Source organism: Rhizobium sp. Root1334 (assembly GCF_001426665.1).
In the GTDB taxonomy this organism is placed as follows: Bacteria; Pseudomonadota; Alphaproteobacteria; order Rhizobiales; family Rhizobiaceae; genus Pararhizobium.
The window spans coordinates 1-24,703 of the sequence record NZ_LMEY01000023.1; the positions used below are offsets into that span (position 1 = coordinate 1).

Genomic DNA, 24,703 nt, shown 5'->3' on the forward strand with positions numbered 1-24,703 from the left:
GGTTTCGTCAACCGCTTCATCTACCTGACGGTGCCGCATCTCGCCCGCTCGATCACGGTTGTCATCCTGATCCAGACGATCTTCCTTCTGGGCGTCTATGCCGAAATCCTCGTCACCACTAATGGCGGCCCGGGCTACGCATCGACCAACCTGCCGTTCCTGATCTACCGCACGGCCCTTCTTGGCTACGATGTCGGCGGCGCTTCGGCAGGCGGCATCATCGCCGTCATCCTCGCCAATATCGTCGCMTTCTTCCTGATGCGCGCCGTTGGCAAGAACCTCGACAAGTAAGGGAGGCAAGACCATGGCCCGTGCCGTTTCGACCAGAAGAACCGTCGTCTTCACCATCGCCGCCTGGATCATCGCGCTGGTGATCTTCTTCCCGATCCTTTACACGATCATCACCTCGTTCAAATCCGAAACGGAGGCGATTCAAGGCTTTAACCTCATTCCTTCGGGCACGGTGGAAAGCTATCAGGCCGTTCAGGCGCAGAGCAACTACTTCAAGTTCTTCCTGAACTCGGTGATCATCTCGGTGGGCTCGACGCTGATCGCGCTGTTGATCTCTGTGCCGGCCGCCTGGTCGATGGCGTTTTCGCCGACCAATCGGACCAAGGAYATYCTGATGTGGATGCTGTCCACCAAGATGATGCCGGCCGCAGCCGTGATGGTGCCGATCTACCTTCTGTTCCGCGACTTTGGCCTGCTCGACAGCCGCTTCGGTCTGACGATCATGCTGACAATGATCAACCTGCCGATCGTCGTCTGGATGCTCTACACATACTTTCGCGAAATTCCGGGCGAAATCCTCGAAGCCTCGCGGATGGACGGGGCGTCGCTGTGGGGCGAGATCTGGTACGTGCTGACGCCGATGGCGGTGCCGGGCATTGCCTCGACCATGCTGCTCAACATCATCCTCGCCTGGAANCGGGGCGTCGCTGTGGGGCGAGATCTGGTACGTGCTGACGCCGATGGCGGTGCCGGGCATTGCCTCGACCATGCTGCTCAACATCATCCTCGCCTGGAAYGAAGCGTTCTGGACGATCCGGTTGACCACCACCAATGCAGCCCCATTGACCGCCTTCATCGCCTCGTTCTCCTCACCACAGGGCCTGTTCTGGGCAAAGCTGTCGGCGGCCTCGACGCTGGCGATCGCACCGATCCTAATCATGGGCTGGTTCAGCCAGAAGCAACTTGTCCGCGGCCTGACTTTTGGCGCCGTGAAGTAACGCACAGAAAAGACTTGGGAGGCACGCATGGGCAATATCACTCTGAAAAAGGTCAACAAGAGCTTTGTGAAGTAACGCACAGAAAAGACTTGGGAGGCACGCATGGGCAATATCACTCTGAAAAAGGTCAACAAGAGCTTTGGCGCGACGCAGGTCATTCCAGGCATCGACCTGACGATCAACGAGGGCGAGTTCGTCGTCTTCGTCGGTCCCTCGGGCTGCGGGAAATCAACGCTGCTGCGGCTGATCGCTGGCCTTGAAGATACCACGTCCGGAACGATCGAGATCGATGGGCGTGATGTGACGGGGGCCGCACCGGCCAAGCGGGGGCTTGCCATGGTGTTCCAGTCCTACGCACTCTATCCGCACATGACGGTGCGCAACAATATCGCCTTTCCCTTGAAGATGGCGAAGATGGATCAAGGGGCGATCGACAAGAAGGTGACGGAGGCGGCCNCCGGCGGCCAGCGCCAGCGCGTCGCCATCGGCCGGGCCATCGTGCGCGAGCCCTCGGCCTTCCTGTTCGACGAACCGCTGTCCAATCTCGATGCCGCCCTGCGTGGCACGATGCGGCTGGAGATCAGCGAGCTTCATCATCAGTTGAAGACGACGATGATCTACGTCACCCATGATCAGGTCGAAGCCATGACCATGGCCGACAAGATCGTCGTGTTGAGCGCCGGCAATATCGAGCAGGTCGGTTCGCCGCTTGACCTCTATCACCGGCCCGACAACATCTTCGTTGCCGGCTTCATCGGTTCGCCACGCATGAACTTTGCCACGGGCGAGTTCGCCAAGCCGCACGACGCCCATACGATCGGCGTTCGTCCGGAACATCTCAAGCTCTCGACCGAGACCGGAACATGGCGCGGCACCGTCGGTGTCGCCGAACATCTCGGATCCGATACGTTCCTGCACATCCACGTCGATGGCATCGGCCTCGTCACGGCCCGCGTCGGCGGCGACTTCGCCGTCAAACACGGCGACAAGGTCTTCCTCACGCCAGAAGACGGCCGGGTGCACAAATTCAACGACAAGGGACTGGCAATTCGATGACACGGCTTTTGGGAAAAAACGCGCTGATCACGGGATCGGCGCGTGGTATCGGACGCGCGTTCGCGGAGGCTTATATCCGCGAGGGGGCTACCGTTGCGATTGCCGATATCAATCTTGAACGGGCCAAAGTGACGGCCGGCGAGCTTGGACCTTCGGCCTATGCGGTTGAGATGGACGTGACCAGCCAGGCGTCAATCGATGCAGCGATTGCGGCAGTGGTCGCAAAGGCCGGTGGTATCGACATTCTGGTCAACAACGCGGCCCTGTTCGATCTCGCACCGATCGTCGAGATTACGCGGGACAGTTACGACAGGCTGTTTACGATCAATGTCTCCGGCACGCTGTTCACCATGCAGGCCGCTGCAAAACAGATGGTTGCGCAGGGACGCGGCGGCAAGATCATCAACATGGCCAGCCAGGCGGGGCGCCGGGGTGAAGCTCTTGTGGCCGTTTATTGCGCCACCAAGGCCGCCGTCATCAGCCTCACCCAATCCGCAGGGCTCGATCTGATCAAGCATGGCATCAACGTCAATGCGATCGCGCCCGGTGTCGTCGATGGTGAACATTGGGATGGCGTCGATGCGATGTTCGCCAAATATGAAAACCGCCCATTGGGCGAGAAGAAGAGGCTTGTCGGCGCCGAGGTTCCTTTCGGACGCATGGGCACGGCTGAAGACCTGACGGGGATGGCGGTCTTTCTCGCCTCTGCAGACAGCAACTATGTCGTTTCGCAAACCTACAATGTCGACGGCGGCAACTGGATGAGCTGAGCTAAAGCTCGTCGAAAGGAATGAACATGACGACGAAACTCTCGCTCGCCAACCTGAATGCCATCAAGGCGACAGCCGCGACCCCGGCCTATGACCGATCCTCGTTGAAGGCTGGCATCGTCCACTTTGGTGTCGGCAATTTCCATCGCGCTCATCAGGCAATCTATCTCGACGACTTGTTCAACACCGGCAGCGATCATGACTGGGCGATTGTCGGGGCAGGGGTCTTGCCGTCCGACGAGGCGATGCGGGCAAAGCTCGAAGCGCAGGACTTTCTGACGACGGTGGTCGAGCAGGACAATGACAAGAGTTCGGCCCGCGTCACCGCGCCAATGATCGATTATCTGCGGCCGGGCAACGCGGCAGCGACCATTGCTGCTCTATCGGACCCGGCGATCCGCATCGTGTCGCTGACGATCACCGAAGGCGGCTATTTCATCGACCCGGCATCCGGCGTCTTCAACCCAAGCCATCCGGCTATCGTCGCCGACAGCCAGAACCTTGGCGATCCGAAGACCGTCTTCGGTCTGATCATTGCCGGGTTGAAGGCCCGCAAGGACAAGGGCATCGTGCCGTTCACGGTGATGTCCTGCGATAATATTCCGGGCAATGGTGAAGTGACGCATGCAGCGGTGTCAGGTCTTGCACGTCTGTCCGATCCGGCGCTCGCCGAGTGGATTGAGGTCAATGTTGCCTTCCCGAACGGCATGGTGGATCGTATCACACCGGCGACTGGTCCGCGTGAAGTCGGTATCGTCGCTGACGTCTACGGTATCGACGACAACTGGCCGGTATTTTGCGAAGAGTTCAAGCAATGGGTACTGGAGGATCATTTTCCGGCCGGACGTCCGGCGCTTGAAAAGGTCGGCGTCCAGTTTGTGCTGGATGTTGCGCCCTACGAGCATATGAAGATTCGTATCCTCAACGGCGGCCATGCGGCAATCGCCTATCCGGCAGCGCTGCTCGACATCCACTTCGTCCATGAAGCGATGGAAGACAGGACGGTTTGTGCATTCCTCGCCAAGCTGGAAGAAGACGAGATCATCCCGGTCATTCCGCCTGTGCCGAACACCGATCTCACTGCCTATTTCAAGAAGGTCGAGTCGCGGCTGTTCAATCCGAAAATTGCCGACACGATCCCGCGTCTGGCGCAGGACGGTTCCAACCGTCAGCCGAAATTCATCCTGCCGACGACGGCAGACCGGCTGCGGCGCGGCGAGGATGTCGTCGGCCTTGCCTTGGTCTCGGCGCTCTGGTGCCGGTACTTTGCAGGCACCACCGATAGCGGCAAGCCGATCACGTTCAACGATGCCAGTGCCGACCGGCTGCATGCGGCGGCGGTAAAAGCCAAGGACGATCCACAGGCCTTTCTTGCGCTTTCGGACATCTTCGGCGATGTTGCGCAATCAACGCTGTTCCAGAAGCGGTTCGCGCATGCGTTGCGGACGCTCTGGGACAAGGGCACGCGGGCAACGCTGCAGCTCTATCTCGACGGAAAACTTGGAGAATGACCTCATGACGCTTCAGCCCCCGGGTAACGTCGTGGCCGCATCCTGCGGCCACTCTGGCGGGCAAGCTGTGGTTTGACGGACATGATTACGCATCCGGCAAAACTGGTGATTTTCGATTGCGATGGGGTTCTGGTCGATAGCGAGCCCTTGTCGCTTGACGTGCTGGTTCGTGTCCTTCGCAATGCCGGCGTCGATATGGACGCCGAAGAGGCAACCGAGCGCTTTCTTGGTAAAAGCCTGAAGACCATGTCGGATATTCTGCATGAGGATTACGGTCTTGCAGTCGATGATCATTTTCTGGAGCAGATGCGGCTTGATCTCTACCAGCGGTTTCGTCAGGAACTGCAGCCGGTTGCCGGGATCGCCACGGCGCTTGATCAGCTTGATTTGCCGCGCTGTGTAGCCTCGTCGAGCCAAATGGAACGTATCCGGCTCTCGCTTACCATCACCGGGCTGATCGGCAAGCTCGAGCCCCATCTGTTCAGTTCCAGCATGGTCAAGCACGGTAAGCCGGCGCCGGATCTTTTTCTGCACGCCGCAGCAGAGATGGCGACCCCGCCAGAAAACTGTATCGTCGTTGAAGACAGCCCAGCCGGGATCGAGGCGGCCAAGGCTGCAGGCATGCGGGTTTTTGCCTTCGCCGGCGCTTCTCATGCAAAGTCCGAGCGGCATCTGGAAACATTGCGGCGGCTTTCGCCCGACGTGCTGTTTGACGACATGCGGGAATTGATCCATTTTGTCCGTAAAGAACAAAGGGATGGGAACGCAGGGCTTTGATGGCGGATTTGATCGTTGCTGTCGATGTCGGAACCGGCAGCGCTCGCGCTGGCATTTTCGATCGGCATGGCAAGCAATTGGCCCGCGCGGATTATCCGATCGCCATGAACCGGCCGGAAGAAAATCACGCCGAGCATGATTCAGAAAATATCTGGGCTGCCGTCTGCATCGCCGTGAAGACGGCTCGTGCAAAGTCCGGGGTGACCGCCGAATCGATCGCCGCAATCGGTTTCGATGCGACATGCTCGCTGGTCGTCCGGGACAAGGATGGTGCTCCGTTGTCGGTCAATCGCAAGGGCGAGCCCCGTTGGGACACGATAGTCTGGCTCGATCATCGGGCGCTCAAGCAGGCTGATTTCTGCACGGCCACCGAACATCCGGTGTTGAACCATTCCGGCCGCGTCATGTCTCCGGAAATGGAAATGCCGAAGCTGATGTGGCTGAAGCAGAACCTGCCGCAGCAATGGGAAAAGACGGGCTATTTCTTCGACCTCGCCGATTTCATGTCCTGGCGGGCAACCGGCAATGCCGCCCGGTCGCGTTGCACGCTGACGGCCAAGTGGAATTATCTTTCGCACAAGGACCACGGCTGGCAGGATGAGTTTCTCCAGGAGATCGGGCTCGAGGATTTGCGCGAGCGAGGCGGTTTGCCGGAAAAGACGCTGTCCGTCGGGCAATCGGTCGGACACTTGACGGCGGCCGCTGCGGCGGAACTGGGCCTGCACGAGGGCTGCGCCGTGGCGACGGGGCTGATCGACGCTTATGCCGGCGCGATCGGCGTGCTTGGCGGATTTGCTGGCGAGCCGGACAGGCTGGAACGGCAACTCGCTTTGATCGCCGGCACCTCCAGCTGCATCGTCGCCTTTTCCAAGGACATGAAGCCGGGTTTCGGCATGTGGGGGCCTTATTACGAGGCGGCGTTTCCAGACAGCTGGCTGATCGAGGGCGGGCAATCGGCAACCGGCGCGCTGCTTGATCACGTGGTGCGCAGCCATAGCGCCGGTGGCGAGCCGGACGCGGAGGTTCATGCGCAGATCGTGCTGCGTATTCAGGAATTGCGTGCAGCCTACGGGAGCGAATTTGCAGCGCGCCTGCACGTTCTGCCGGATTTTCACGGTAACCGCTCACCGCTTGCCGATCCGCATGCGCTCGGTGTCATCAGCGGCTTGACGCTCGACAGTTCGTTCGATGCGCTCTGCCGCCTGTATTGGCGGACCTGCGTCGCAATAGCGCTCGGCATTCGCCATATTCTCGAAATGATGAAGGAGGCGGGGTACGATCTCGATACCCTGCACATCACCGGCGGTCACGTCCGCAATGTGCTGCTGATGGAACTCTATTCCGATGTGACCGGTTGCACGGTCGTTGTTCCGGAAACCAATGATGCCGTGCTGCTTGGTACGGCCATGGTTGCGGCGGTTGCTGGCGGTGTTTATCCGGACCTGCGCGCTGCCGGACCGGCCATGTCTCCCGGTGGTCATGCGCAACACCCGAATGCGGATATGCGGGAAACCTACGATCGCGATTACCGCAAGTTCTTGAGCCTCTACAGGCACCGCGCCGAGCTGGAAACGCTGTAGGCAACGGAGTTTTCAGGCTTCAAAAAAAATCGCAACTGGACGGAACCTTTTCTTTGTGCGTCCGTTTCCATGATGTCTGGATAGAGGTTCACATCGCCCCCAATGGGAACCCCAATAATTATATCCAGCAATCAACTCACACGCCCCCTCGGTGAGTTGTCAATATCAGCCAGTGCCATCCCCCGGCGCTGGCTGTTTTTTTGACCTGTTTTCTGAGGTCAGGATTTGCCGCGGGCCGCTCAGCCTTGCGGTATCATGCTTCGGCGATAATTTCGTATTCCCGGGATGGAATGATCAGGCGGTATTCGATGCGATCGGGTGCCGTCAGGTACGTCGCCTTGCCACCGATCGCCACCGGCACGACACGCTCGAGCACCGTGCGCGCAAATGTATGTTCCTCTACTTCCTGCTGGACGACTGACAGCGGCACATGTTCGACCCAGGCCATCTCGATGGCCGCATTATCATCAAACAGGGTCTCGAAACAGTCGATCGTCAGGGAGTTCACGCCCGCAGAGATGGCACCGTAGGATGCCGAATTGACGATCAGTTCGTGCAGCGCAAGGCCAATGTGCAGCGTCGCATTTGGCGACAGATGGGCATTGATGCCGGTGATCGCGATCGGCACTTGGGAATCGGGCCAATAGGCGCTGACCTGGCGCTCGGTCAACGCAAACAGATAAGCCCCCCGCCAGCTGGAATCGGTGACGAGGTCCTGTGAATAGGATAGTGACTGGATACGCCCGCGAAACTTGGTCAGGAAATAGTCGAGTGATAGGGCCTGGCGTGCAGTCTGCGTGGCAATCCCTTGAATAATGGCGAGCAGGTTCTTGGAGCGATGGCTGAGTTCGCGCAGCAGTGTCTTCAGGATACGTTCGCGATGCCGAGTTTCCGAGATGTCGGTGATCACGGAGAGAATTCCAGTCATGTCTGAAGTCTCGACGCGTTCGATATCGAGCCGGTAGGTCAGCATTCCAGTGGGCGATGGGACGTCGATTTCGGTCGATGCGGGGATTTTGGTTCCGGCAACGCCGCGTTTCAGAGCGGTCAGGCGGGCGCCGTCGTCTGCGCCAAAAACGGTTTCATCTGCGTCGGGCGCGGTTGCCAGCAGCTGCAATTCTTCAGGCAGGTTTCCGGAAAGAACAGTATCGAAATTGTCCGACTGGTAGACATAACCCGAGCCTGATTTTTTTAAAACCAGCTCCATCAGGACCTTGCTAACGCTGGCGCCGGTCTTGATCGGGGCGGGATTGCCTGCAGTGACCACACGAAGCGCCTTCCATTCTCTGATCGGCTCTGTGTGGACTTCCCTGGTTCGGGAAAGCGGCAGATTCGATCGGCTTTCTGACCGGAAATGAAACCGGCTCTATGCCAATAGATGTAGACGGGGTGCCTATTTGCCCCCCGTGAACCTTTTCAGCGAGACTGTTAACCGTGCTTTTTCAGGCGGAACCAGGCTCAGGCCGCAGCCTTGGTGGATTCATTGAAGAACAATGCCTGGCTGATCAACGCTTTGACCATGTCCGGGTTAAACGGCTTTGTGACCAGGAAGGTTGGCTCAGGACGTTCGCCGGTCAACAGTCGTTCGGGAAATGCAGTGATGAAAATCACCGGAATGGCGGTGTTCTTCAGGATGTCATTGACCGCATCGATACCGGAGCTGCCATCGGCGAGCTGGATATCGGCAAGCACCATGCTTGGCCGCGTCGCATTGAACAGTGCAACTGCCTCGTCACGCGTGCGGGCGATGCCGGTAACGGTATGCCCAAGGCTTTCGACCATCTGCTCGATATCGATCGCAATCAGCGGCTCGTCCTCGATGATCATGATGTCGGTTGCCACCTGCCGCGAAATCTCTTCGGACGCGCGCTCAAGCAACTGGTTCATCCCACTTTCGGTAGTATCGAGAACTTCGGCGGCCTCGCTGGTGCGGAACCCTTCAACCGAAACGAGGAGAAAGGCCTGGCGCGCGAGCGGCGAGACCGAAGCGAGATTGATCGAAGCACGCTTTTCCCAGGCAAAGGGTGAAACCGGTTCCGGGATGAGGACCGAGGACGAGCCGAACAACTTGGTATAAAGTTGAAACAGGGCAACCCTGTCATTGCTGGCTTCGGGAAAAATGCTGACATCGGTGATCAACGCTTCCAGAACGGCTGCGACATAGGCGTCGCCCGATGTCTGCGATCCCGTCAATGCGCGGGAATACCGGCGCAGATAGGGCAGGAACGGAGCGATCCGGGTGGAAAGTGACATGTAAAAACTCCCTCAATCTGGCCGAGGTAATGGCCATGACAGCTCGAAAACGCCAGGCGGAAAAAAAGGTTCCTTATCGGCGGAACATTTTTTTTCGCCGCGCATTATGCTGCCAGATGAATATTGAAGGTATTTGGCATTGATGACCGACAAACTTGGGGCAGGGCGCGAGACTACCAGGCCTGCGCGCACCGACAATCCAAACGCACAGATTGCAACAAAGCTTCGTGCGCTTTATCTTTCTGTACAGGAAGAAGCCATTCCGGACCGCTTTCTTGACCTGCTTGAGAAGCTCGACGCCGTCGAGCGCCAGTCGATGCCGGATGTGGCAGAATGAGTGGCGGCATGAAGTCTGAGGAGCCCAGTTTCAAGCGTGAAATGCTCGCGGCCCTTCCGAGTCTGCGTGCTTTTGCCATGTCGCTGATCGGCAGGCATGATCGTGCCGACGATTTGGTTCAGGATACCATCATGAAGGCGTGGGCCAAGCAGGACCATTTCGAGATGGGAACCAACATGAAGGCATGGCTGTTCACCATCCTTCGCAACGAACTCTATAGTCAGATGCGCAAACGCGGCCGGGAGGTTCAGGACAGCGACGGTTACTTTACCGAGTCGCTTGCCCAGCATCCCGCGCAGTACGGCTCGCTTGATCTGCAGGATTTCAAGCGGGCGCTGGAAACGCTGCCGCCGGATCAACGCGAGGCTATCATCCTCGTCGGTGCCTCCGGCTTTTCCTATGAGGAGGCGGCGGAAATTTGTGGTTGTGCGCTCGGCACGATCAAGAGCCGCGTCAATCGTGCGCGTCAGCGATTGCAGGATATCCTCAACGTGACCGGTGTAAACGAATACGGTCCGGATGCTACATCAGCGCCCATGACGTCGCGCGCTTTCATCTCCTGATTTCTGCATCGTCCGCCTGAAAAAAACCTTACCTCCAAAGTTTGGCGGGGCGGGCGATGCACAGTGTCATACGGCATGATTGCGTCGCGGGCAGCAATCGTGCAGAAACTGTGGCGGGCGCGTTGCAGCGCTAGGGCGGTACAGGATTGTGGTGCTGCCTGAGCTGGATATGGAATTCATGAACAAAGAGACGAGCCATCTGCAGCCGGCTGTGGCAGCTGCTCTGACATCAGCCGAAAGGCTTGATGTTCTGCGCGCGGTCGTACCAGATATGGCTGAATCGGATGCTGATTTCAGCGACCTTGCGGAAATCGCTGCCAATCTCTTCGATGCACCCGTCGCATTGGTGACCCTTGTCGATGCTGAAAACCAGTGGTTCAAGGCAGCCAGTGGCGTGAGCGAGACGCAGGCACCTGCGGCTGATTCCTTCTGTGTGCACACGGTCGCCGGGGCAGTGGATGGCGCATTGGTGGTTGCAGATGCAACTGCAGACGTTCGCTTCTCTAATCAGCCGCGCGTTACCGGTGAACCCTTCCTGCGGTTTTACGCAGGGGTTCCGCTGGTCATCAACGACCAATCGGTCGGCACGATCTGTGTATTCGATGTCAAGCCACGCGCCGATCTCGCACCCCATCTTGTTGTTCAGTTGCAACGGCTGTCCCGCATCGCGTCTTCTCTCTTCACCCTGAAGCACGAAGCTCGGCAGCGCGCCTTGAAGGAAGCCGTGCTGTCCCGCGAGGAGCAGCGGCATGCAATGGCGCTGGATGCGGCAAATGTCGGCAGCTGGCTGTGGGATATCCGCTCGGGCAATGTTTCCTGCAACGGGCCAATGCTGCGGATGTTCGGCATGCCATCCGCCAAAAATGTCCAGGCCCGCGATATTTTTAGTGCCATTCACCCCGAGGACCGCGTGGCGACCCTGTCGAAGTTCCGGTCCGCCATGACGCACGACCAGGAATATGACGGCACCTTCCGGGTTGCATCGACGGGACGCTGGCTGCTTGGCCGCGGCCGTGTTCACGAGCGCGATGCCGAGGGCAAGGCGACTGTTTTTCTCGGAATCAATGTCGATGTGACTGAGGAACAGGGAGCGACCCAGCGGACCCGGCTTTTGCTGCGCGAACTCAATCACCGCGTCAAGAATACGTTGGCCATGCTGCAATCCCTGGCGCGCCAGACGCTGCGGCAGACAAGTGACCCGCAAGAATTCATGATCGCCTTTGCCGGGCGGCTGCAGGCAATTTCCGAAGCGCATGGGCTGCTTTCGGACCATGAATGGGGTGAAATCCGCCTGTCGGCTTTGTTGGCCAAACAACTGGCGCCGCATGTCCGGGATTATGCGAAACAGATCGAGGTCCACAAGGACGAGATCCTGCTTGGACCGGATCAGGCTGTTGGACTGGGGCTCGTCCTGCACGAACTGGCAACCAATGCGGCGAAATACGGATCGCTGTCGGTTTATGGCGGCCGGGTGGTTTTAACCGCCCGTAGTGTCGATGAAGAGGGCCGCCGTGTCCTGCATATGACCTGGACGGAGGTCGATGGGCCGCCAGTCGAGGAGCCGAAACGGCGCGGTTTTGGCTCTATCCTGATCGAACGCAGCCTGGACAAGGTGATGGGCAGTTCGGTGAAGGTCGAGTATCTACCGGCAGGCTTGACCGCGATTGTCCGCCTGCCGCTCTGAAAAAATCTTTTGCTCTTTCTCAAGACTGGTCACTGTCGCCAGACTTTCGCATCAGTCCAAGGACTGTACCCACGCCGACCGCAAGACCTGCGGCCAGAAGCGGCTGCTTGCGGAACAGTGTCAACGCTGTGGCAATCGCAAAAGTGGTTTGCGCCTGCGATCGGCGGCGCTTTTCGGCGGCGACGCGCTTATCGCGTGCATTGAGCGCATAGATGAGGCCGATAATGATGAGGCCGATAACGATGGAGATCGCTGCCAGGATGATGGTGGCTTTCAAGGGCGTGTAGAGTGCACTCAAATAAATCGCGCCTGCGACGAGTGCGAAGATGTAGGCAGTGAGGAAGAACAGCGACGCCACAGCCCACATCGCGCCATTGCGCCTGTAGCGCGAGACGGTAGCGCTCACATCCGTCACGACAAGCGCCGAAAGCATTGCGGCCAGAGGACCCATTTTTTTCTCCAGGAGGGAGTTCACAAAGGCAGGATGACAACCGTATTGTTTCGCCAGCCTCTGACAGGAAAGCAGGCGGCCTTTTGGACTGCCGCCTGTCTCAATCGCTTTGTTTATCGGCGGATCATGGAAGCAACCAGCAGGCCGAGGGCCGCAGCGGCGCCCAAAGTTGCAACAGGGTGCTGGCGGACGGTCCGGCGAACCTGTTTCTCTGTCACCGAGTAGCGGCTGCGCAATTCGGCAAACAGCGCTTCGGCATTTTCCAAAAGATCCTGGAGCCCGGCTTCCGCTTGGTCACGTGCATCATGAGCCCGCTCGCGAACGTCCTTGGATGCTTCAGAGGCCCTTGAACGCACATCTCTCGAAGCGTCGGCGCCGCGTTGGGACAGAAGCTTGGCCAGTGAAGCGATCTCGTCACGGATTTCGCTGATCTGATCTTCAATCGGGGCATCGAGAAGGCTGCCATTGCGCTTCCTTGCGCCGGAAAAGAGACCTGTGGCCATGAATAAACTCCTTCGTGCGTCGGAACCGGAGGTTCAAGCCGTATCCCGATGTGCTGTCGTGCCGGCAAGTGACATCGTCACCGTGTCAGCGGTTCGCCACATCAACGCGCAAGTTGGAATTTGGTTCCATAGTTCGAAGTGATCTAGGCTGCCGTATGGGGCAGCACGAACGGGACATTGCCCGGCGGTGTTGCGTTGACCCGCATTGCGCAACCGAACACCGCTTCCATCACCGCATCTGTCATCACCTCGTTCGGATGCCCCGTCGCATGGACCCGTCCGGCCTTCATCATGATCATCCTGTCGGCAAACATCGCCGTCAGATTGAGGTCGTGCATGATGGCGATGACGCCGCCGCCGCGTTCGCAAAAATCCTTGGCCAGCCGCATGATGGTCAACTGATGGCGGATATCGAGGTTCGATACCGGCTCATCCAGCAACAGGAAGGCGGGTTCGCCATGCTGGACCGGTTCCCAGATCTGGCAGAGCGCCCGCGCCAGCTGAACACGCTGCTGCTCGCCGCCGGAAAGCTCTTGGTAGAAGCGACCGGCAAAACCGGACAGGTCGACGGCTTCAAGCGCATCGCGGGCAATCCGGTCGGTATCGGCGGCATCCGCTTTTGCTCCGACCGACAGGCCCATGCGGACGATTTCTCGCACGGTGAACGGAAAGGAAATGACGGTGGATTGCGGCAGTACGGCCCGTTTCAATGCCAGTTCCCAGGGCTTCAACGTCGTGATGTTATGACCGTTGATGCTGACGGTGCCGTCATAGGGGATTTCACCGGCAATGGCCTTGAGGCTGGTGGTCTTGCCGGAGCCGTTCGGCCCGACGATCGCCGTCAACTGTCCGGCCGTAGCCTCGATATTGACGCCGTGCAGCACCTGCGTGCCGGAAAGCCGGACGGAGAGATTACTGGCCTTGATCATGGTCTAAAGCCCCATATGGGAGCGGCCGCGCAGCAGGATCCATAGGAAGAACGGCGCGCCGGCAAAAGCGGTGATGATGCCGATCGGCAATTCGGCCGGCGGAACGATGGTGCGGGCGATCATATCGGCAAAGATCAGCAATGTGCCGCCGAGCAGCGCCGATGCGGGCAAAAGATACCGGTGGTCAGGCCCGATCACCATTCTCAGCACGTGCGGAACGACAATGCCGACAAAGCCGATACCGCCGCTGACGGCAACCGAAGCGCCGGTGGAGGCCGCGACGCTGACGATGGCGATGTTCTTCAGCCGCTGAACCGGAATGCCCATGTGGAAGGCCGCGGCTTCTCCAAGCGTCAGGGCGTTGAGGCCGCGCGCCAAAAAGGGAACAACTGCGAGCGATACAAGAATGATCGGACCGGCCGACAGGATTTTCATCCAGTTGGCGCCGGCCAACGAACCGAGACCCCAAAATGTCAGGTCGCGCAACTGCTTGTCGTCGGCCATGAAAATCAGAACGCCGGTGACGGCACCGGCCAGAGCGCCGAGTGCGATACCGGCGAGCAGCATGGTTGCCACCGATGTCTGGCCGCTGCGGGTAGCAATCTTGTAGAGCAGCAACGTGGTGATGAGACCGCCGACGAAGGCCGCAACCGGCAGTGCATAGAAGCCGAAGATTGCAAACAGCGGGCCGAAAAACGAACTGCCAAGCACGATCAGCAACACGGCACCAAGGCTGGCACCAGAAGAAACGCCGACCAGACCCGGGTCCGCCAGCGGATTGCGGAAGAGGCCCTGCATCACGGCGCCAGAGACGGCCAGCGACGCGCCGACCATCAGACCGAGTACGGCGCGCGGCAGGCGAATATCGAGAATGATGATACGATCGCGCACGCTTAAAGCCTGCTCGGCGCCCTCCATACCCAGGAGCCAACGCAGGACGTTACTGAGTGAGGCATCGGCTGCCCCGGTCATGATCGATGCTGCGAACATCGCTGCAGCGACCACCATGAGCACAAAGATGAGCAACTGGGCGAGCCGTGAACGGTCGCCCAGTTGCCAATCGGATTTCAAGCGTGCCGCAAAAGACTGCGACCGGCCGTCACCCATTACCATTTCACTGCGAGGCATTCGGCTTTTTTCCGTAGATGGCTGCATTGAGTTCGCGCACCGTGCTTGCGGTGCGCGGACCGAAGCCCAGCATATGCAGGCCGTCCATACGGATGACCGTCCTGGTCTTTGCCGCAGGGGTCAGGCTCAGGGCCGGATGGCCAAACAATTCATCGTCGCTGGCGGCATGGCCGCCGCTGCGGGTCATCATCAAGACAACATCGGGCTTTGCTTCGATGATCGCTTCGTCGGTCAGCGGCTTGTAGCCCTGGAATGTGCCGGTGGCGTTGATGGCGCCGGAGAGAGCGATGATGCCATCGGCAGCCGTTCCCGTACCGGATGCCATGATCTTGCCGCCCTGCGTGCTGAGGATGAAGATCACGCGCTTGCGTTCGCCTTCCGGACGCTTGGCGGCGTCGGTCACGGCTGCGTCGAGATCCACCTTCACCTGACCGGAAAGGGCGGCTGCCTTCTCCGGCACGCCGAGGAAGTCGCCGACAGCGCGGATTTTCAGGAGAATGCCTTCACGGTCATAGGTTTCCGGAACGGTCTGGAAGGGAATATTGGCGTCTTTCAGAACAGCCAGTGTTTCGGCGGGGCCACTGCCTTCGACAGCGATGATGGCGCTCGGATTGATGGCGATCACGCCTTCCGGGGATAGTTGCCGCATGTAGCCGACATCGGGAAGCTTGGTAGCCGCTTCCGGATAGAGACTGGTCGAGTCGCGGCCGACGAGCTTTCCTTCTTCACCAAGCGCGTAGATGATCTCGGTGATGGCGCCCCCGACGGAAACGAGCCGGGACGTGTCGGCCTTCTGCATTTCCTGTGCGACGGCGGTACGGACGAACGATGCACCATCCGGCAGGACTGCCGGCAGTACGAAGGGGGTGGAGACCGCGAAAATCGCCAGCGCCAGCTCCCAGGAACGCAGCCGGCGGAAATCATAGAGAGCTTTCATGACCGTTCCTTCAGGCCGCTTCGGTGATGTCGAGCCGTGCGAGATTTTCCATGACGGCGCGCCATTCCTCGCGTTCGGCAAAGCCTTCCTTACGCTTGCCAAAGAACTGGATGACCATGTCGCCCTTGGCATCGAGTGCTTCGAGCGAGGTTACATGGCCGTCGGCGGTCGGCTTGCGAACCGCCCAGACTTCGGCCAGGTGATCGCTGCGCAGGTGCAGATGCAATGTCGGATCCATGATGTTGAGCCACGGCCCCATCGTCTGGATATTGGCGACCGGTCCCGAATGGATCTGGATGATGCCGTGATTGCCGACGAAACACATGATCGGAACTTCGATCCTGGCCGCTTCGCGCAGCATCGCTTCGACAGCTTCGGGCTGCAGCTTCCAGGCATAGTCTTCGCCAACCGATTGCAGCGCCTCGCGGCGGCCGACTTTCAGCTTGCGCAGCAATCCATGAAACTGATGCGTATCGGTCATCTTGCTCCACTCGTCACGCAGCGCCGCCACATCGACTGGCGTTGTTTCGCTTTCGGCAATGCTCTCGACCTTGGCCTCAGGGATAAAATTCTGTGACTGATCCTCAAGCCGGAATGCTTCGACGATGCTGTGATAGGCGTCGAGATTGGAAGCCGGGCGCAGGTGTATCTTGTGGACGGCTGTTCCCTGCTTGTCGAAGAACTGCAGGCTGCGGCGCACGTCGTCACCATCGGTCTTGGTCACGGCAAAGCCATGGGCCCAGGCGCCCGGAAAAATGCGCAGGTCGATATTTTCGCCAAGTACGATCGAGGCGTGTTTGCCGGGGGTGATGTTTTCAAAGACGCCGATCTTTTCGTGAACCGCACTTTCGTTGCGGGTAAGCGCCATCACTTCACCAAGTTCCGCCGCCCGTTCCAGAAAGCGATTGGCGCTGCCATCGATGCGAATGCTGGTCAGGCCGCATTCCGCGGCGACGAGGGCTGCTTCCGAAATGCCAAGCTGAGCCGCGATGTCGCGCTCGCGCATCTTCGGATTGGCGGCCCGGTAGGCGCGGATTTCGGATGGAGTCGAGCGGGATGTCTGGGTCATGTGTCTGGCCTATTTGTTCAGAATAAGTTTGCCCTGGCGGGTGATCTTCATGCGGTAGATCGCGCCTTCATGTGCAATGAGGATTTCGTTTGCGCCCCGGAAAAGCTCCCGGCTTTCAACGATGCGCTGCGTCTGGCCTGCCGGCACGACGGCCGGCGCGGCATCTGATTCATTCGGTGTCACAGGTTTCCGGTCCTGATCATGCGGCCGAAAAACAAGGGTTTTCCTTCTTCTTTAGCCGGGGCATTGTGATTAGTATCTTGACTTCATTACTCACCTTTTATTATGGACGCAATACAGGATTTTTTTAGTCCAGTTTAATCGCCGGGCCGAAATGCGCGGTCGGAGGATCGGGCTGACAGGGGCTGATGGCCGGTTGCGGTACGCCACTCTGTGAGGATGGATAAACGATGATGAAATTTGTTAGACTGCTCTCTCTGGCTATTTTGGCGGCTTCGTGTTCTGCCGCGGCGGCTTTAGCGCAGGATGCGGGCACGTCCGGCAATCTGTCGATCGAGATCAATGATCTTGCGCCATCCGAAAAAGGCTGCAAGTTGACATTCGTGGCAGCGAACGAGCTGCCGCAAGCGCTGTCGAAAGTCTCCTTCGAATTCGTGCTCTTCGATGAAAAGGGCTTGGTGGAGCGGATGGCCGTCCTCGACTTCCGCGATCTGCCCGCTGGCAAGACGAAGGTTAGGCAGTTTGATCTGCCCGGAACGAAATGCGAGGCTGTGAAGAGCCTGCTGATCAACGATGCCCCGGTCTGCGCTGGTGACGGTGTTGCCAAGGACGCCTGCATGAAGGCGTTGAAGACAGGGTCGAAATCCGCTGTTGAGTTGAAGGGCTGATGCGGATTCTGCGTCGGTATCTGTGATGAACAATACGATTAAATGGACCGGAGCGATCTTGCTGTCGCTATTGGCGCATGCCGGCGCGACGCAGCTGTTTGAGCCCAACGAAAAACCGCCAGAGCAGGCACTGATCGCAGGTGGGGAGGCCATGGAAATAGCCGTCCTCGGCAACGCGTTCGAAGAGACCGTCCTGGCAGGTGATCCCAGCGAAGCGATCGAACCGGAAGAGGTGGAACCTGAGCCGGTCGAGCCGGAGCCGATGGAAGTGGCGGAGATAATGCCCGTTCAATCCGAGGTGACTGCGGAGACGCCGACCGATATCGTTCCCACCGAAGCTGACGTCATTCTTCCGGCCGAGGAAATAGTGCCGGCCACTGCCGAGCAGCCGGAGATCACGGCAACCGTTGCGCCGGTGGAGACCGTCATTCCGGAGGAAAAGCCGGAAATAAAGCCTGAACCTGAAAAGAAGCCGGAGCCGAAGAAGGAACCGGACGAGGAAAAACCGAAGAAGAAGCCTGTCCGCAAGAAGGCGGGCGATGCCGGCAAGCAGGTCGAAACGGTGACCAAGGGGCAGGCGGATGGGGTCGAAGGTGCTGCCGCCACCGCCAGTACCGGCAAGAAGGGCAAGGCTGCCCAAGAATTCGGAAATGCGGCTGAGAGCAATTACAAGGGCAAGGTCCGCTCGAAAGTACAGCGGCACTTTCGTTATCCCAAATCGGCAAATCGTGAAGGTTTGGGCGGAACGGTGACGGTGAGCTTTACGGTATCTGCGAGCGGAGGTGTATCCAGCGTCAGGATTGTCAAGGGATCCGGATCACCGGTGCTTGATGACGCTGCGGTGAGTGCGGTGAAAAAGGCGGAACCATTTCCTAAAATTCCCGAGGCCGCCAATCGCGGCAGCTGGCCTTTTGTGATCCCGCTCCAGTTCGGCCGTTAGTGCCACGTAAGCCCGTTTTGTCTGGAACATCACGGGCCTACGCCACATCTGGAATACTGCGGCAAAACGCCCGCGGATAATATGACAAAAAAACTCATCTTTATACTTTACTCTTTTTATCAAGTTAAATAGGGTTCCTGCACGATCAGCCGGACGGCCGATTCCGAAACACGCGGAGACTGACATGGGTGACAAGCGGCAGCAGCTCAAGCCGAAGCAGAAGCAGAGCCGGGAGGCAGGAGCGCGCAACGCGCCGGTTTCCGCCAAGACGCAGGAAACACGGCTTGAAGGCCGCAGCTTTCTTTATGTCGGTGGCCGCGATTGCCAGGTGGCGCATCTGCGCCAGATCGCCAGTTCCCATGGTGCAGAACTGATCCATCATGATGGCGGCCTGCGCGAGGCGGTGTCCCGCATCGACAATATCCTTCCGTCCGTCGACTGCGTCTTCTGCCCGATCGACTGTATCAGCCATGATGCGTGTCTGCGGGTAAAGACCGGCTGCAAGAAGTGGGGCAAGGCCTTCGTACCGCTTCGCAACGGCAGCAAGTCGAGCCTGGAACGCGCTTTCCTGGACCTGAAGGCGAGCCGCAGCAACGCCAGTTGATTTGCGGTTCAGGTCGATATCCGGGCGCATTTTCCTCGCCCGACTCTCTGGAGATTAGACATGAACAACGAGCGTCCCGATCAGTTCACGATGATCGGACTGCACAAACTGGCCTCGCAATTCGGCGACGGGTTGGTTCCGGAACTGTACGAGCTTCTGTCACGCCGTGCGCGCATGATTGAAGACAATCCAAACGTCACGGAATTTCCGGCCTGGCAGGCGCGCCCGCCGGTGCGCTCCGCATTGGGGCTTGCGCCTGAGCCGAGAGATAATATCCTGCCGTTTCCGTCCGGTGCTGCTGCTGCGGTACAGACCAAGGATCGAGCTTGAGGATTCTCGCATGTATTTCGCCATGAACCGCTTCCGGATCGCGATCGGCCACGAGACGGCGTTCGAAAACGTGTGGAAGAACCGTGATTCCAGCCTTGCGGACAATGCAGGTTTCAAGGAGTTCAAGCTGTTGCGTGGTGATACCGTGGCTGATGAAGGCTATACGTTGTTCATCTCCAGTTCGATCTGGGAAAGCCGTGAAGCCTTTATTGCCTGGACCAAATCTGAGAATTTCCGGGCAGCCCTTAAAAGTGCCGGCGATAACCGGGCGATGTATCTCGGCCCCCCGAAGTTTGAAGGTTTCTCGGCCGTCGAGGGCGCTTAAAGCAGTTCCAGCAAGAGTGCGGGATGAGTTTGCCGGAATGGCTCAAAAACAGAGGTAGAGCGTTTTGGCACGCACGCGAAGCTCAGCTCTCCTTGCGCATGAAGAATGCGCCGGCGGCGACGGAAAGCCAGCCGAGCATCATCAACACGCCGCCCGATGGTGCCGACATCGGGAACAGTCCTTGACCCAGGAAATGGCGTGCCGTCAGGTCGGCGGCGAACAGGGTCGTCCCTGCTGACAGTAGCAAGGCTGCAATCGGGGCCGTCCGCATGACGGGCCAGGCGGCATAAAGCGCGATCAGGGCAGGGGCGTGTGCCAGACACATCGCAGAAGCGCCGCCCAGCAGGCGCGGATCGGCGCCATGGGATGCGGCAGCGGCGCTGATGACGCCGAACAGCCCCATCAAGCCAGCGATGAAAAGGGTAACCGGCCGCAATTGCCCGTTCTGCATGTCTATTCGTCCTTGTTCTGCATATGGTGGGCGAGCCGTGTCACCGGCTCCAGAATGATCGTCCGTAATTGCGGATGCTGCACTGTCTCTTCCAGAGCCCGGGTAAAACAGAGTAACCATTCATCGCGTTCCTCGGCACCGATCGCCGCACCGAAATGGCGGCTTCTCAGGCGTGGATGGCCGCGTTTGTCGGTATACAGCGGCGGTCCACCGAGCCAGCCGGTCAGGTACTCGTAGAACTTCTCCTCGCTGCCGGAGAGGTCGGCCGGGTGGATCGCACGGCAGCGGGCAGCTTCCGGCAGCGTATCCATCAGTTCGTAGAAGCGGTGGGTGAGGGCGCGGACAATTCTGTCGCCGCCGATTGCGTTGTATAGTGTTTCGGTCTGGCCGTCCGTCATCATCGTGTCCCTGATTGCTGGTGGTTCTAGCGTGCCGCGTTTCGCCGTTCCAACCATTTTTCATGAGGGAGGCGGGGTTGCGTCGATTAACCGCGCCGTTTGCGCGCAACCCGATCGAGCTTGACAAACCGTCCAGACGGTATGATTATTTACTTATGTCTATCGCTCATCATCGCCGCAAGCAACCGGAACTGGTCCGTCAGCAATTGCTGGAGGTCGCCGCGCGTTTGTCACTTGAGCAGGGGGCTGCAGGCGTGACACTCGACGCCGTTTCGCAGGCCGCAGGCGTGAGCAAGGGCGGGCTGCTGCATCATTTCCCCAACAAGATGGCGCTTCTGAACGGCCTCTTCGATGATCTCACCGGCAAAATGGAGCGGGCGATCGAGGAAGAAATGCGCAACGATCCGGTCGCCCACGGCCGTTTCACCCGCGCCTATCTGTCCGTCGTTTTCGCATTGGGGGAGGATCCGGATGCGCAGGGTTGGCAGGTCCTGACCATCGCGCTCTTGTCGGAGCCGCAGCTGCGCGAGCGCTGGCGATTGTGGGTGGCTGATCATGCCGATGAATTCGTCGGCACCGATTCGTCACCGGGTTGCCTTTTGGCGCGGTTTGCCGCCGATGGCCTGTGGCTGGCGGATACTCTCAAGAGCCACGATATCGACCAGCCGTTGCGCCAGGCGATGCGGGCGCAACTCATCGCACTTTCCTTGCAGTAACCGGCTACCGGAGCCTCGAATGAATCCTGTCATGCTTTACGCCGTCCTGGTTGGCGCCATCGTTTTCGAAGTGCTCGGTACCTCAGCCATGCAGGCCGCTCAGCATTTTAGCAAACTGGTGCCGACGCTGGTCATGGTGGTCTGCTATGCGATCGCCTTCTATCTGCTGTCCTATACGCTGCGTGTCATTCCCGTCGGCATCGCCTACGCGATCTGGAGTGGTCTCGGCATCGTGTTGATCTCGCTCGTCGGCTATTTCGTCTTCGGGCAGAAGCTTGATCTGGCTGCCATTCTCGGTCTCGGATTGATCATTGCCGGTGTTGTCGTGCTGAACGTCTTCTCCAAATCTACTTTCCATTAAACGCATCGCGTCACCAGATTTTCACTTGCAAAAGTGCTGGACGGATTCTATCGCTGGAAATTGAAAGCGGTTTCAATTTTATCGAGCGCTGATGAACGCGGTGCTGAAGGAAGGATTGGTCATGACCATCAAAGCAGTTGTCTGGGGCGAAAACATCCATGAGCAGACCAACGAGGTTGTCAGGAGCATCTATCCGAACGGCATGCACAACACGATTGCCGCAGCGCTGAATACGGACCCGTCGATCGAGGCCACCACGGCGACATTGCAAGAGCCGGAACACGGCCTGAGTGTCGAGCGTCTGGCAAAGACCGATGTTCTGCTCTGGTGGGGACATAAGGATCATGGCGCGGTGTCCGACGAGGTCGTCGAGCGCGTTGCCAAGCGGGTCTGGGAAGGCATGGGCCTGATCGTTTTGCATTCCGGCCATTTCTCAAAACCGTTCAAGCGGCTAATGGGCACGCCTTGCGCGCTGAAATGGCGTGAGGCGGGTGAGCGGGAACGCCTGTGGGTGATCAACCCGCGCCATCCGATCGCCGAAGGCCTGGACGAGAATTTCGTTCTGGAGAACGAAGAAATGTACGGCGAGCAGTTCTCCGTGCCGGAACCGCTGGAAACGGTGTTCATCTCCTGGTTTGCCGGTGGAGAAGTGTTCCGCTCCGGTCTCACCTGGCGCCGTGGTGCGGGCAACATCTTCTATTTCCGCCCCGGTCATGAGACCTATCCGACCTATCATGACGCCAACGTCCACAATCCGCAGGGTACTTACAGCGCCATCCATGATGCGCCGAACGTTCCCGTCGAAAAGGCGCTGGAGCCGATCGTCGAACGCGGCCCGCGCCTGCATCAGGCGGGCGAGGAGGGGTACAAGTGATGAAAACCATCCGTCTTCTCGTTCTCGGTACCGGCGGCATGGCCAATACTCATGCGATGAACTTCGCCACCATTGATGGCGTCGAACTTGTGGCGGCTGTCGATGTCGATCAGGTTCGGGTCGATGCATTTGCCTTGCGTCACAAGATCGCCAAGACATTCACCTCGCTCGATGAAGCGATTGCCTGGGGCGAATTCGATGCGGTCACCAATGTGACGCCAGACAAGATCCATTATCCAACGACGCTCAAGCTTTTGGCTGCCGGCAAGCATGTGCTCTGCGAAAAGCCATTGGCCGAGGATTATGCCAAGGCTGACGAGATGGCGTCGGCAGCGGAGAAATCCGGTCTGGTGACGATGGTCAACCTCACCTACCGCAATGTCGCCGAAGTCCAGAAGGCCCGTCAGATGGTTCTCGCCGGCGAGATCGGCAAGGTCCGCCATATCGAGGCGTCCTACCTGCAGAGCTGGCTGGTTTCCAAGGCGTGGGGCGATTGGGCAACGGAATCGCAGTGGCTCTGGCGGCTGTCGACCAAGCACGGATCGAACGGGGTACTCGGCGATGTCGGCATTCATATCCTGGATTTCGCGGGTTATGGTGCGGCAACCGACGTGGAGCACATTTTCGCCCGGTTGAAGACCTTCGACAAGGCGCCTGGCAACCGGATCGGCGAATACGATCTCGACGCCAATGACAGTTTTACCATGACGGCAGAGTTCGATAACGGCGCCATGGGCGTGATCCACGCCAGCCGCTGGGCTGTTGGCCATCTCAATGAACTGCGCCTGCGTATGCACGGCGACAAGGGGGCGATCGAGGTGATCCACACGCCGGATGGTTCGACGCTCAAGGCCTGCCTGGGTGAGGACATCGAAAAGGGCATCTGGAAAGATATCGATGCCGGAACCGTGCTGACCAATTACCAGCGCTTCATCGATGCGGTGCGCGCCGGAAAGACCGTCGAGCCGGGCTTCCGCCATGCCGCCGATCTGCAGAAGGTTCTCGATCTAGCCATGGTCACCGAGAAGGAACGCCGCGAACTCGCGGTTTAAGTTCTCTTCACCGCAGCCGTCGAGTTGCGGATCACCAGTTCCACCGGCCAGACCTCGCGCAGGTTTTCGGCCGGTGTTCCCTGCAGCATTTCCAACACCATTTCGCCGATCCGCGCGCCCGCCGCGCGGATCGATGATCGTGTCGTCGACAGCGTCGGCACGAGGTGGTCCGGGCTGATATAGGGAAAGACGTCGTCATGCGCGATCAGCGAGATGTCCTCGCCGACCGTCAGGCCGGCAATGCGGATCGCCCGCATGGCGCCCAGCGCCGACATCATCGATCCGGCGACGACGGCGGTTGGTCTGTCCTTGAGTTTCAGGAAGCCCTGCATCAGGGGAAGCCCATCTCGTCGGTGAACTCGCCATGTCCACAGAGGTCCGGATCGATCGTGACGCCACGGGCGCTCAGCGCCGTCTGATAGCCATCCTGCCGGTGTTCGGCAAAAATCCGGCCGCGATAACCGTTGAGCAGGGCGATGCGGCGATGGCCGAGATCGAGCAGATGGCTGGTTGACTGGCGCACCGCGCCGAAATTGTCGATGTCCAGCCAGCCGAAATTGCCGTCCGAATTGGTTCGTCCATGTACGATGAACGGCAGACGCAACGAATTCAGCAGGGCAATGCGCGGGTCGTCGAGAAACGGCGAATGCAGGATAATGGCATCGACGCGCTTGCTGGCGGCAAGGCGGCGATAGGTGGCCAGTTCCGCCTCGGGCGAATCCACCGTCGAGACGAGGATGTCGATTTCCTCCTGCTGCAACCGCCCGCCGAGCCCGCCCATGAACTCGCTGGTATGTGGCCCGAATTCGCCGCCGCCCTTGAGCACGATGCCGATGGCACCGACCCGGCCGGTCGCAAGTCCGAGCGCGCTTGTATTCGGCCGGTAGCCATATTCGAGGGCTGCCTTCAGCACCCGTTCGCGGGTTGCCTGCTTGACTTCCGGGTAGCCGCTCAAGGCGCGGCTGACCGTCGTCTGCGACAGTTCGAGCCGGTTTGCGAACTCCTTGAGGTTCATGCGGATATCCCT

The 24,703-nt window shown here is 59.1% G+C and carries 29 protein-coding genes and 4 pseudogenes; 21 read left to right on the plus strand and 12 right to left on the minus strand.

The window, feature by feature from the left end; genetic code table 11:
* The 9 genes and pseudogenes from ASD36_RS18495 to ASD36_RS18525 all read left to right on the plus strand — a co-directional run.
* A pseudogene (locus ASD36_RS18495) lies at window positions 1-291 on the plus strand (sugar ABC transporter permease); the annotation flags it as partial.
* Between the two features lie 13 nt (window positions 292-304).
* Window positions 305-927 (plus strand): carbohydrate ABC transporter permease (locus ASD36_RS18500; protein ID WP_156393903.1); only part of this gene is annotated, 623 nt, incomplete at its 3' end.
* Between the two features lies 1 nt (window position 928).
* Window positions 929-1,229 (plus strand): annotated as a pseudogene (locus tag ASD36_RS30710) (ABC transporter permease subunit); the annotation flags it as partial.
* Between the two features lie 102 nt (window positions 1,230-1,331).
* Window positions 1,332-1,685: ABC transporter ATP-binding protein (locus tag ASD36_RS31515; protein ID WP_156393852.1), on the plus strand; the 354-nt coding region annotated here is incomplete at its 3' end.
* A 1-nt stretch (window position 1,686) separates the two neighbouring features.
* Window positions 1,687-2,285: pseudogene (locus tag ASD36_RS31520) on the plus strand (ABC transporter ATP-binding protein); the annotation flags it as partial.
* Window positions 2,282-3,055: an L-iditol 2-dehydrogenase gene (locus ASD36_RS18510; RefSeq protein WP_060505889.1), complete on the plus strand. Its 774-nt coding sequence runs from the start codon at window positions 2,282-2,284 to the stop codon at window positions 3,053-3,055. The pseudogene ASD36_RS31520 and the gene ASD36_RS18510, both read left to right, overlap by 4 nt.
* A gap of 26 nt (window positions 3,056-3,081) precedes the next feature.
* The gene (locus tag ASD36_RS18515) at window positions 3,082-4,566 is read left to right on the plus strand and encodes a mannitol dehydrogenase family protein (protein WP_060506079.1); all 1,485 of its coding nucleotides are present in this window, start codon (window positions 3,082-3,084) and stop codon (window positions 4,564-4,566) included.
* Window positions 4,567-4,647: 81 nt separating this feature from the next.
* Complete coding sequence (locus ASD36_RS18520) at window positions 4,648-5,343, plus strand: HAD family hydrolase (protein ID WP_060505888.1); 696 nt, start codon at window positions 4,648-4,650, stop codon at window positions 5,341-5,343.
* Window positions 5,343-6,923: an FGGY-family carbohydrate kinase gene (locus ASD36_RS18525; protein ID WP_060511734.1), complete on the plus strand. Its 1,581-nt coding sequence runs from the start codon at window positions 5,343-5,345 to the stop codon at window positions 6,921-6,923. The genes ASD36_RS18520 and ASD36_RS18525 overlap by 1 nt, the downstream gene beginning before the upstream one ends.
* A gap of 253 nt (window positions 6,924-7,176) precedes the next feature.
* On the opposite strand, the gene ASD36_RS18530 is transcribed toward ASD36_RS18525, so the two are convergent.
* Together ASD36_RS18530 and ASD36_RS18535 are read right to left on the minus strand one after the other, a co-directional pair.
* Window positions 7,177-8,190, minus strand: coding sequence for a sensor histidine kinase (locus tag ASD36_RS18530; RefSeq protein ID WP_244482316.1), 1,014 nt, complete (start codon window positions 8,188-8,190; stop codon window positions 7,177-7,179).
* Between the two features lie 191 nt (window positions 8,191-8,381).
* Window positions 8,382-9,176 (minus strand): response regulator, encoded by a 795-nt coding sequence (locus ASD36_RS18535; RefSeq protein ID WP_060505886.1) that lies wholly within the window; start codon window positions 9,174-9,176, stop codon window positions 8,382-8,384.
* Window positions 9,177-9,318: 142 nt separating this feature from the next.
* Between ASD36_RS18535 and ASD36_RS18540 the strand changes: the two genes are divergently transcribed.
* From ASD36_RS18540 to ASD36_RS18550, 3 genes are all read left to right on the plus strand, one after another.
* Window positions 9,319-9,513: a NepR family anti-sigma factor gene (locus ASD36_RS18540; protein ID WP_060505885.1), complete on the plus strand. Its 195-nt coding sequence runs from the start codon at window positions 9,319-9,321 to the stop codon at window positions 9,511-9,513.
* Window positions 9,514-9,521: 8 nt separating this feature from the next.
* Window positions 9,522-10,076 (plus strand): RNA polymerase sigma factor, encoded by a 555-nt coding sequence (locus ASD36_RS18545; RefSeq protein ID WP_060505884.1) that lies wholly within the window; start codon window positions 9,522-9,524, stop codon window positions 10,074-10,076.
* A 178-nt stretch (window positions 10,077-10,254) separates the two neighbouring features.
* Window positions 10,255-11,760: an HWE histidine kinase domain-containing protein gene (locus tag ASD36_RS18550; protein ID WP_060506077.1), complete on the plus strand. Its 1,506-nt coding sequence runs from the start codon at window positions 10,255-10,257 to the stop codon at window positions 11,758-11,760.
* A 19-nt stretch (window positions 11,761-11,779) separates the two neighbouring features.
* Here the strand turns inward: ASD36_RS18550 and ASD36_RS18555 are convergent, their stop codons facing one another.
* The 7 genes from ASD36_RS18555 to hemP all read right to left on the minus strand — a co-directional run bounded on the left by ASD36_RS18555 (window position 11,780) and on the right by hemP (window position 16,924).
* Entirely contained in the window at window positions 11,780-12,211 is a 432-nt protein-coding gene (locus tag ASD36_RS18555) for a hypothetical protein (protein ID WP_060505883.1), read from the minus strand.
* A 113-nt stretch (window positions 12,212-12,324) separates the two neighbouring features.
* Window positions 12,325-12,714, minus strand: a complete 390-nt coding sequence (locus ASD36_RS18560) for a DUF883 family protein (protein WP_060505882.1) — start codon at window positions 12,712-12,714, stop codon at window positions 12,325-12,327.
* A gap of 143 nt (window positions 12,715-12,857) precedes the next feature.
* Window positions 12,858-13,643 (minus strand): heme ABC transporter ATP-binding protein, encoded by a 786-nt coding sequence (locus tag ASD36_RS18565; RefSeq protein WP_060505881.1) that lies wholly within the window; start codon window positions 13,641-13,643, stop codon window positions 12,858-12,860.
* Between the two features lie 3 nt (window positions 13,644-13,646).
* The gene (locus ASD36_RS18570) at window positions 13,647-14,771 is read right to left on the minus strand and encodes an iron ABC transporter permease (protein WP_060505880.1); all 1,125 of its coding nucleotides are present in this window, start codon (window positions 14,769-14,771) and stop codon (window positions 13,647-13,649) included.
* A complete protein-coding gene (locus ASD36_RS18575; protein ID WP_060505879.1) occupies window positions 14,758-15,708 on the minus strand; it encodes a hemin ABC transporter substrate-binding protein in 951 nt (316 codons plus the stop codon). Before ASD36_RS18575 ends, ASD36_RS18570 begins: the two co-directional genes overlap by 14 nt.
* A gap of 10 nt (window positions 15,709-15,718) precedes the next feature.
* Window positions 15,719-16,777: a hemin-degrading factor gene (locus ASD36_RS18580; RefSeq protein WP_060505878.1), complete on the minus strand. Its 1,059-nt coding sequence runs from the start codon at window positions 16,775-16,777 to the stop codon at window positions 15,719-15,721.
* 9 nt (window positions 16,778-16,786) lie between these two features.
* On the minus strand, window positions 16,787-16,924 hold the full coding sequence (hemP, locus tag ASD36_RS18585) for a hemin uptake protein HemP (RefSeq protein WP_244482329.1): 138 nt from the start codon (window positions 16,922-16,924) through the stop codon (window positions 16,787-16,789).
* A gap of 263 nt (window positions 16,925-17,187) precedes the next feature.
* On the opposite strand from hemP, the gene ASD36_RS18590 reads away from it, so the two are divergent.
* The 5 genes from ASD36_RS18590 (at window position 17,188) to ASD36_RS18610 (ending at window position 19,824) form a co-directional block, all read left to right on the plus strand.
* On the plus strand, window positions 17,188-17,625 hold the full coding sequence (locus tag ASD36_RS18590) for a hypothetical protein (protein WP_162246394.1): 438 nt from the start codon (window positions 17,188-17,190) through the stop codon (window positions 17,623-17,625).
* Between the two features lie 25 nt (window positions 17,626-17,650).
* Window positions 17,651-18,565 (plus strand): energy transducer TonB, encoded by a 915-nt coding sequence (locus tag ASD36_RS18595; protein ID WP_060505876.1) that lies wholly within the window; start codon window positions 17,651-17,653, stop codon window positions 18,563-18,565.
* A 184-nt stretch (window positions 18,566-18,749) separates the two neighbouring features.
* Entirely contained in the window at window positions 18,750-19,169 is a 420-nt protein-coding gene (locus ASD36_RS18600; RefSeq protein WP_060505875.1) for a DUF2325 domain-containing protein, read from the plus strand.
* Window positions 19,170-19,229: 60 nt separating this feature from the next.
* Window positions 19,230-19,499 (plus strand): hypothetical protein, encoded by a 270-nt coding sequence (locus ASD36_RS18605; RefSeq protein WP_060505874.1) that lies wholly within the window; start codon window positions 19,230-19,232, stop codon window positions 19,497-19,499.
* 10 nt (window positions 19,500-19,509) lie between these two features.
* Window positions 19,510-19,824, plus strand: coding sequence for an antibiotic biosynthesis monooxygenase (locus ASD36_RS18610; RefSeq protein WP_060505873.1), 315 nt, complete (start codon window positions 19,510-19,512; stop codon window positions 19,822-19,824).
* Between the two features lie 82 nt (window positions 19,825-19,906).
* Here ASD36_RS18610 and ASD36_RS18615 read toward each other — a convergent pair whose 3' ends face one another.
* Both ASD36_RS18615 and ASD36_RS18620 read right to left on the minus strand, forming a co-directional pair.
* Window positions 19,907-20,275 (minus strand): DUF423 domain-containing protein, encoded by a 369-nt coding sequence (locus tag ASD36_RS18615; RefSeq protein ID WP_060505872.1) that lies wholly within the window; start codon window positions 20,273-20,275, stop codon window positions 19,907-19,909.
* A gap of 2 nt (window positions 20,276-20,277) precedes the next feature.
* A complete protein-coding gene (locus ASD36_RS18620) occupies window positions 20,278-20,673 on the minus strand; it encodes a group II truncated hemoglobin (RefSeq protein ID WP_060506075.1) in 396 nt (131 codons plus the stop codon).
* Between the two features lie 155 nt (window positions 20,674-20,828).
* On the opposite strand from ASD36_RS18620, the gene ASD36_RS18625 reads away from it, so the two are divergent.
* From ASD36_RS18625 to ASD36_RS18640, 4 genes are all read left to right on the plus strand, one after another.
* Window positions 20,829-21,389: a TetR/AcrR family transcriptional regulator gene (locus ASD36_RS18625; protein ID WP_060505871.1), complete on the plus strand. Its 561-nt coding sequence runs from the start codon at window positions 20,829-20,831 to the stop codon at window positions 21,387-21,389.
* A gap of 19 nt (window positions 21,390-21,408) precedes the next feature.
* Entirely contained in the window at window positions 21,409-21,750 is a 342-nt protein-coding gene (locus ASD36_RS18630) for an SMR family transporter (protein ID WP_060505870.1), read from the plus strand.
* Window positions 21,751-21,871: 121 nt separating this feature from the next.
* Window positions 21,872-22,624: a ThuA domain-containing protein gene (locus ASD36_RS18635; RefSeq protein ID WP_060641748.1), complete on the plus strand. Its 753-nt coding sequence runs from the start codon at window positions 21,872-21,874 to the stop codon at window positions 22,622-22,624.
* The gene (locus tag ASD36_RS18640) at window positions 22,624-23,676 is read left to right on the plus strand and encodes a Gfo/Idh/MocA family oxidoreductase (protein ID WP_112834494.1); all 1,053 of its coding nucleotides are present in this window, start codon (window positions 22,624-22,626) and stop codon (window positions 23,674-23,676) included. The genes ASD36_RS18635 and ASD36_RS18640 overlap by 1 nt, the downstream gene beginning before the upstream one ends.
* Here ASD36_RS18640 and ASD36_RS18645 read toward each other — a convergent pair.
* Window positions 23,673-24,691 (minus strand): annotated as a pseudogene (locus tag ASD36_RS18645) (substrate-binding domain-containing protein). The gene ASD36_RS18640 and the pseudogene ASD36_RS18645 sit on opposite strands and share 4 nt — an antisense overlap.
* Between the last annotated feature and the right edge of the window lie 12 nt (window positions 24,692-24,703).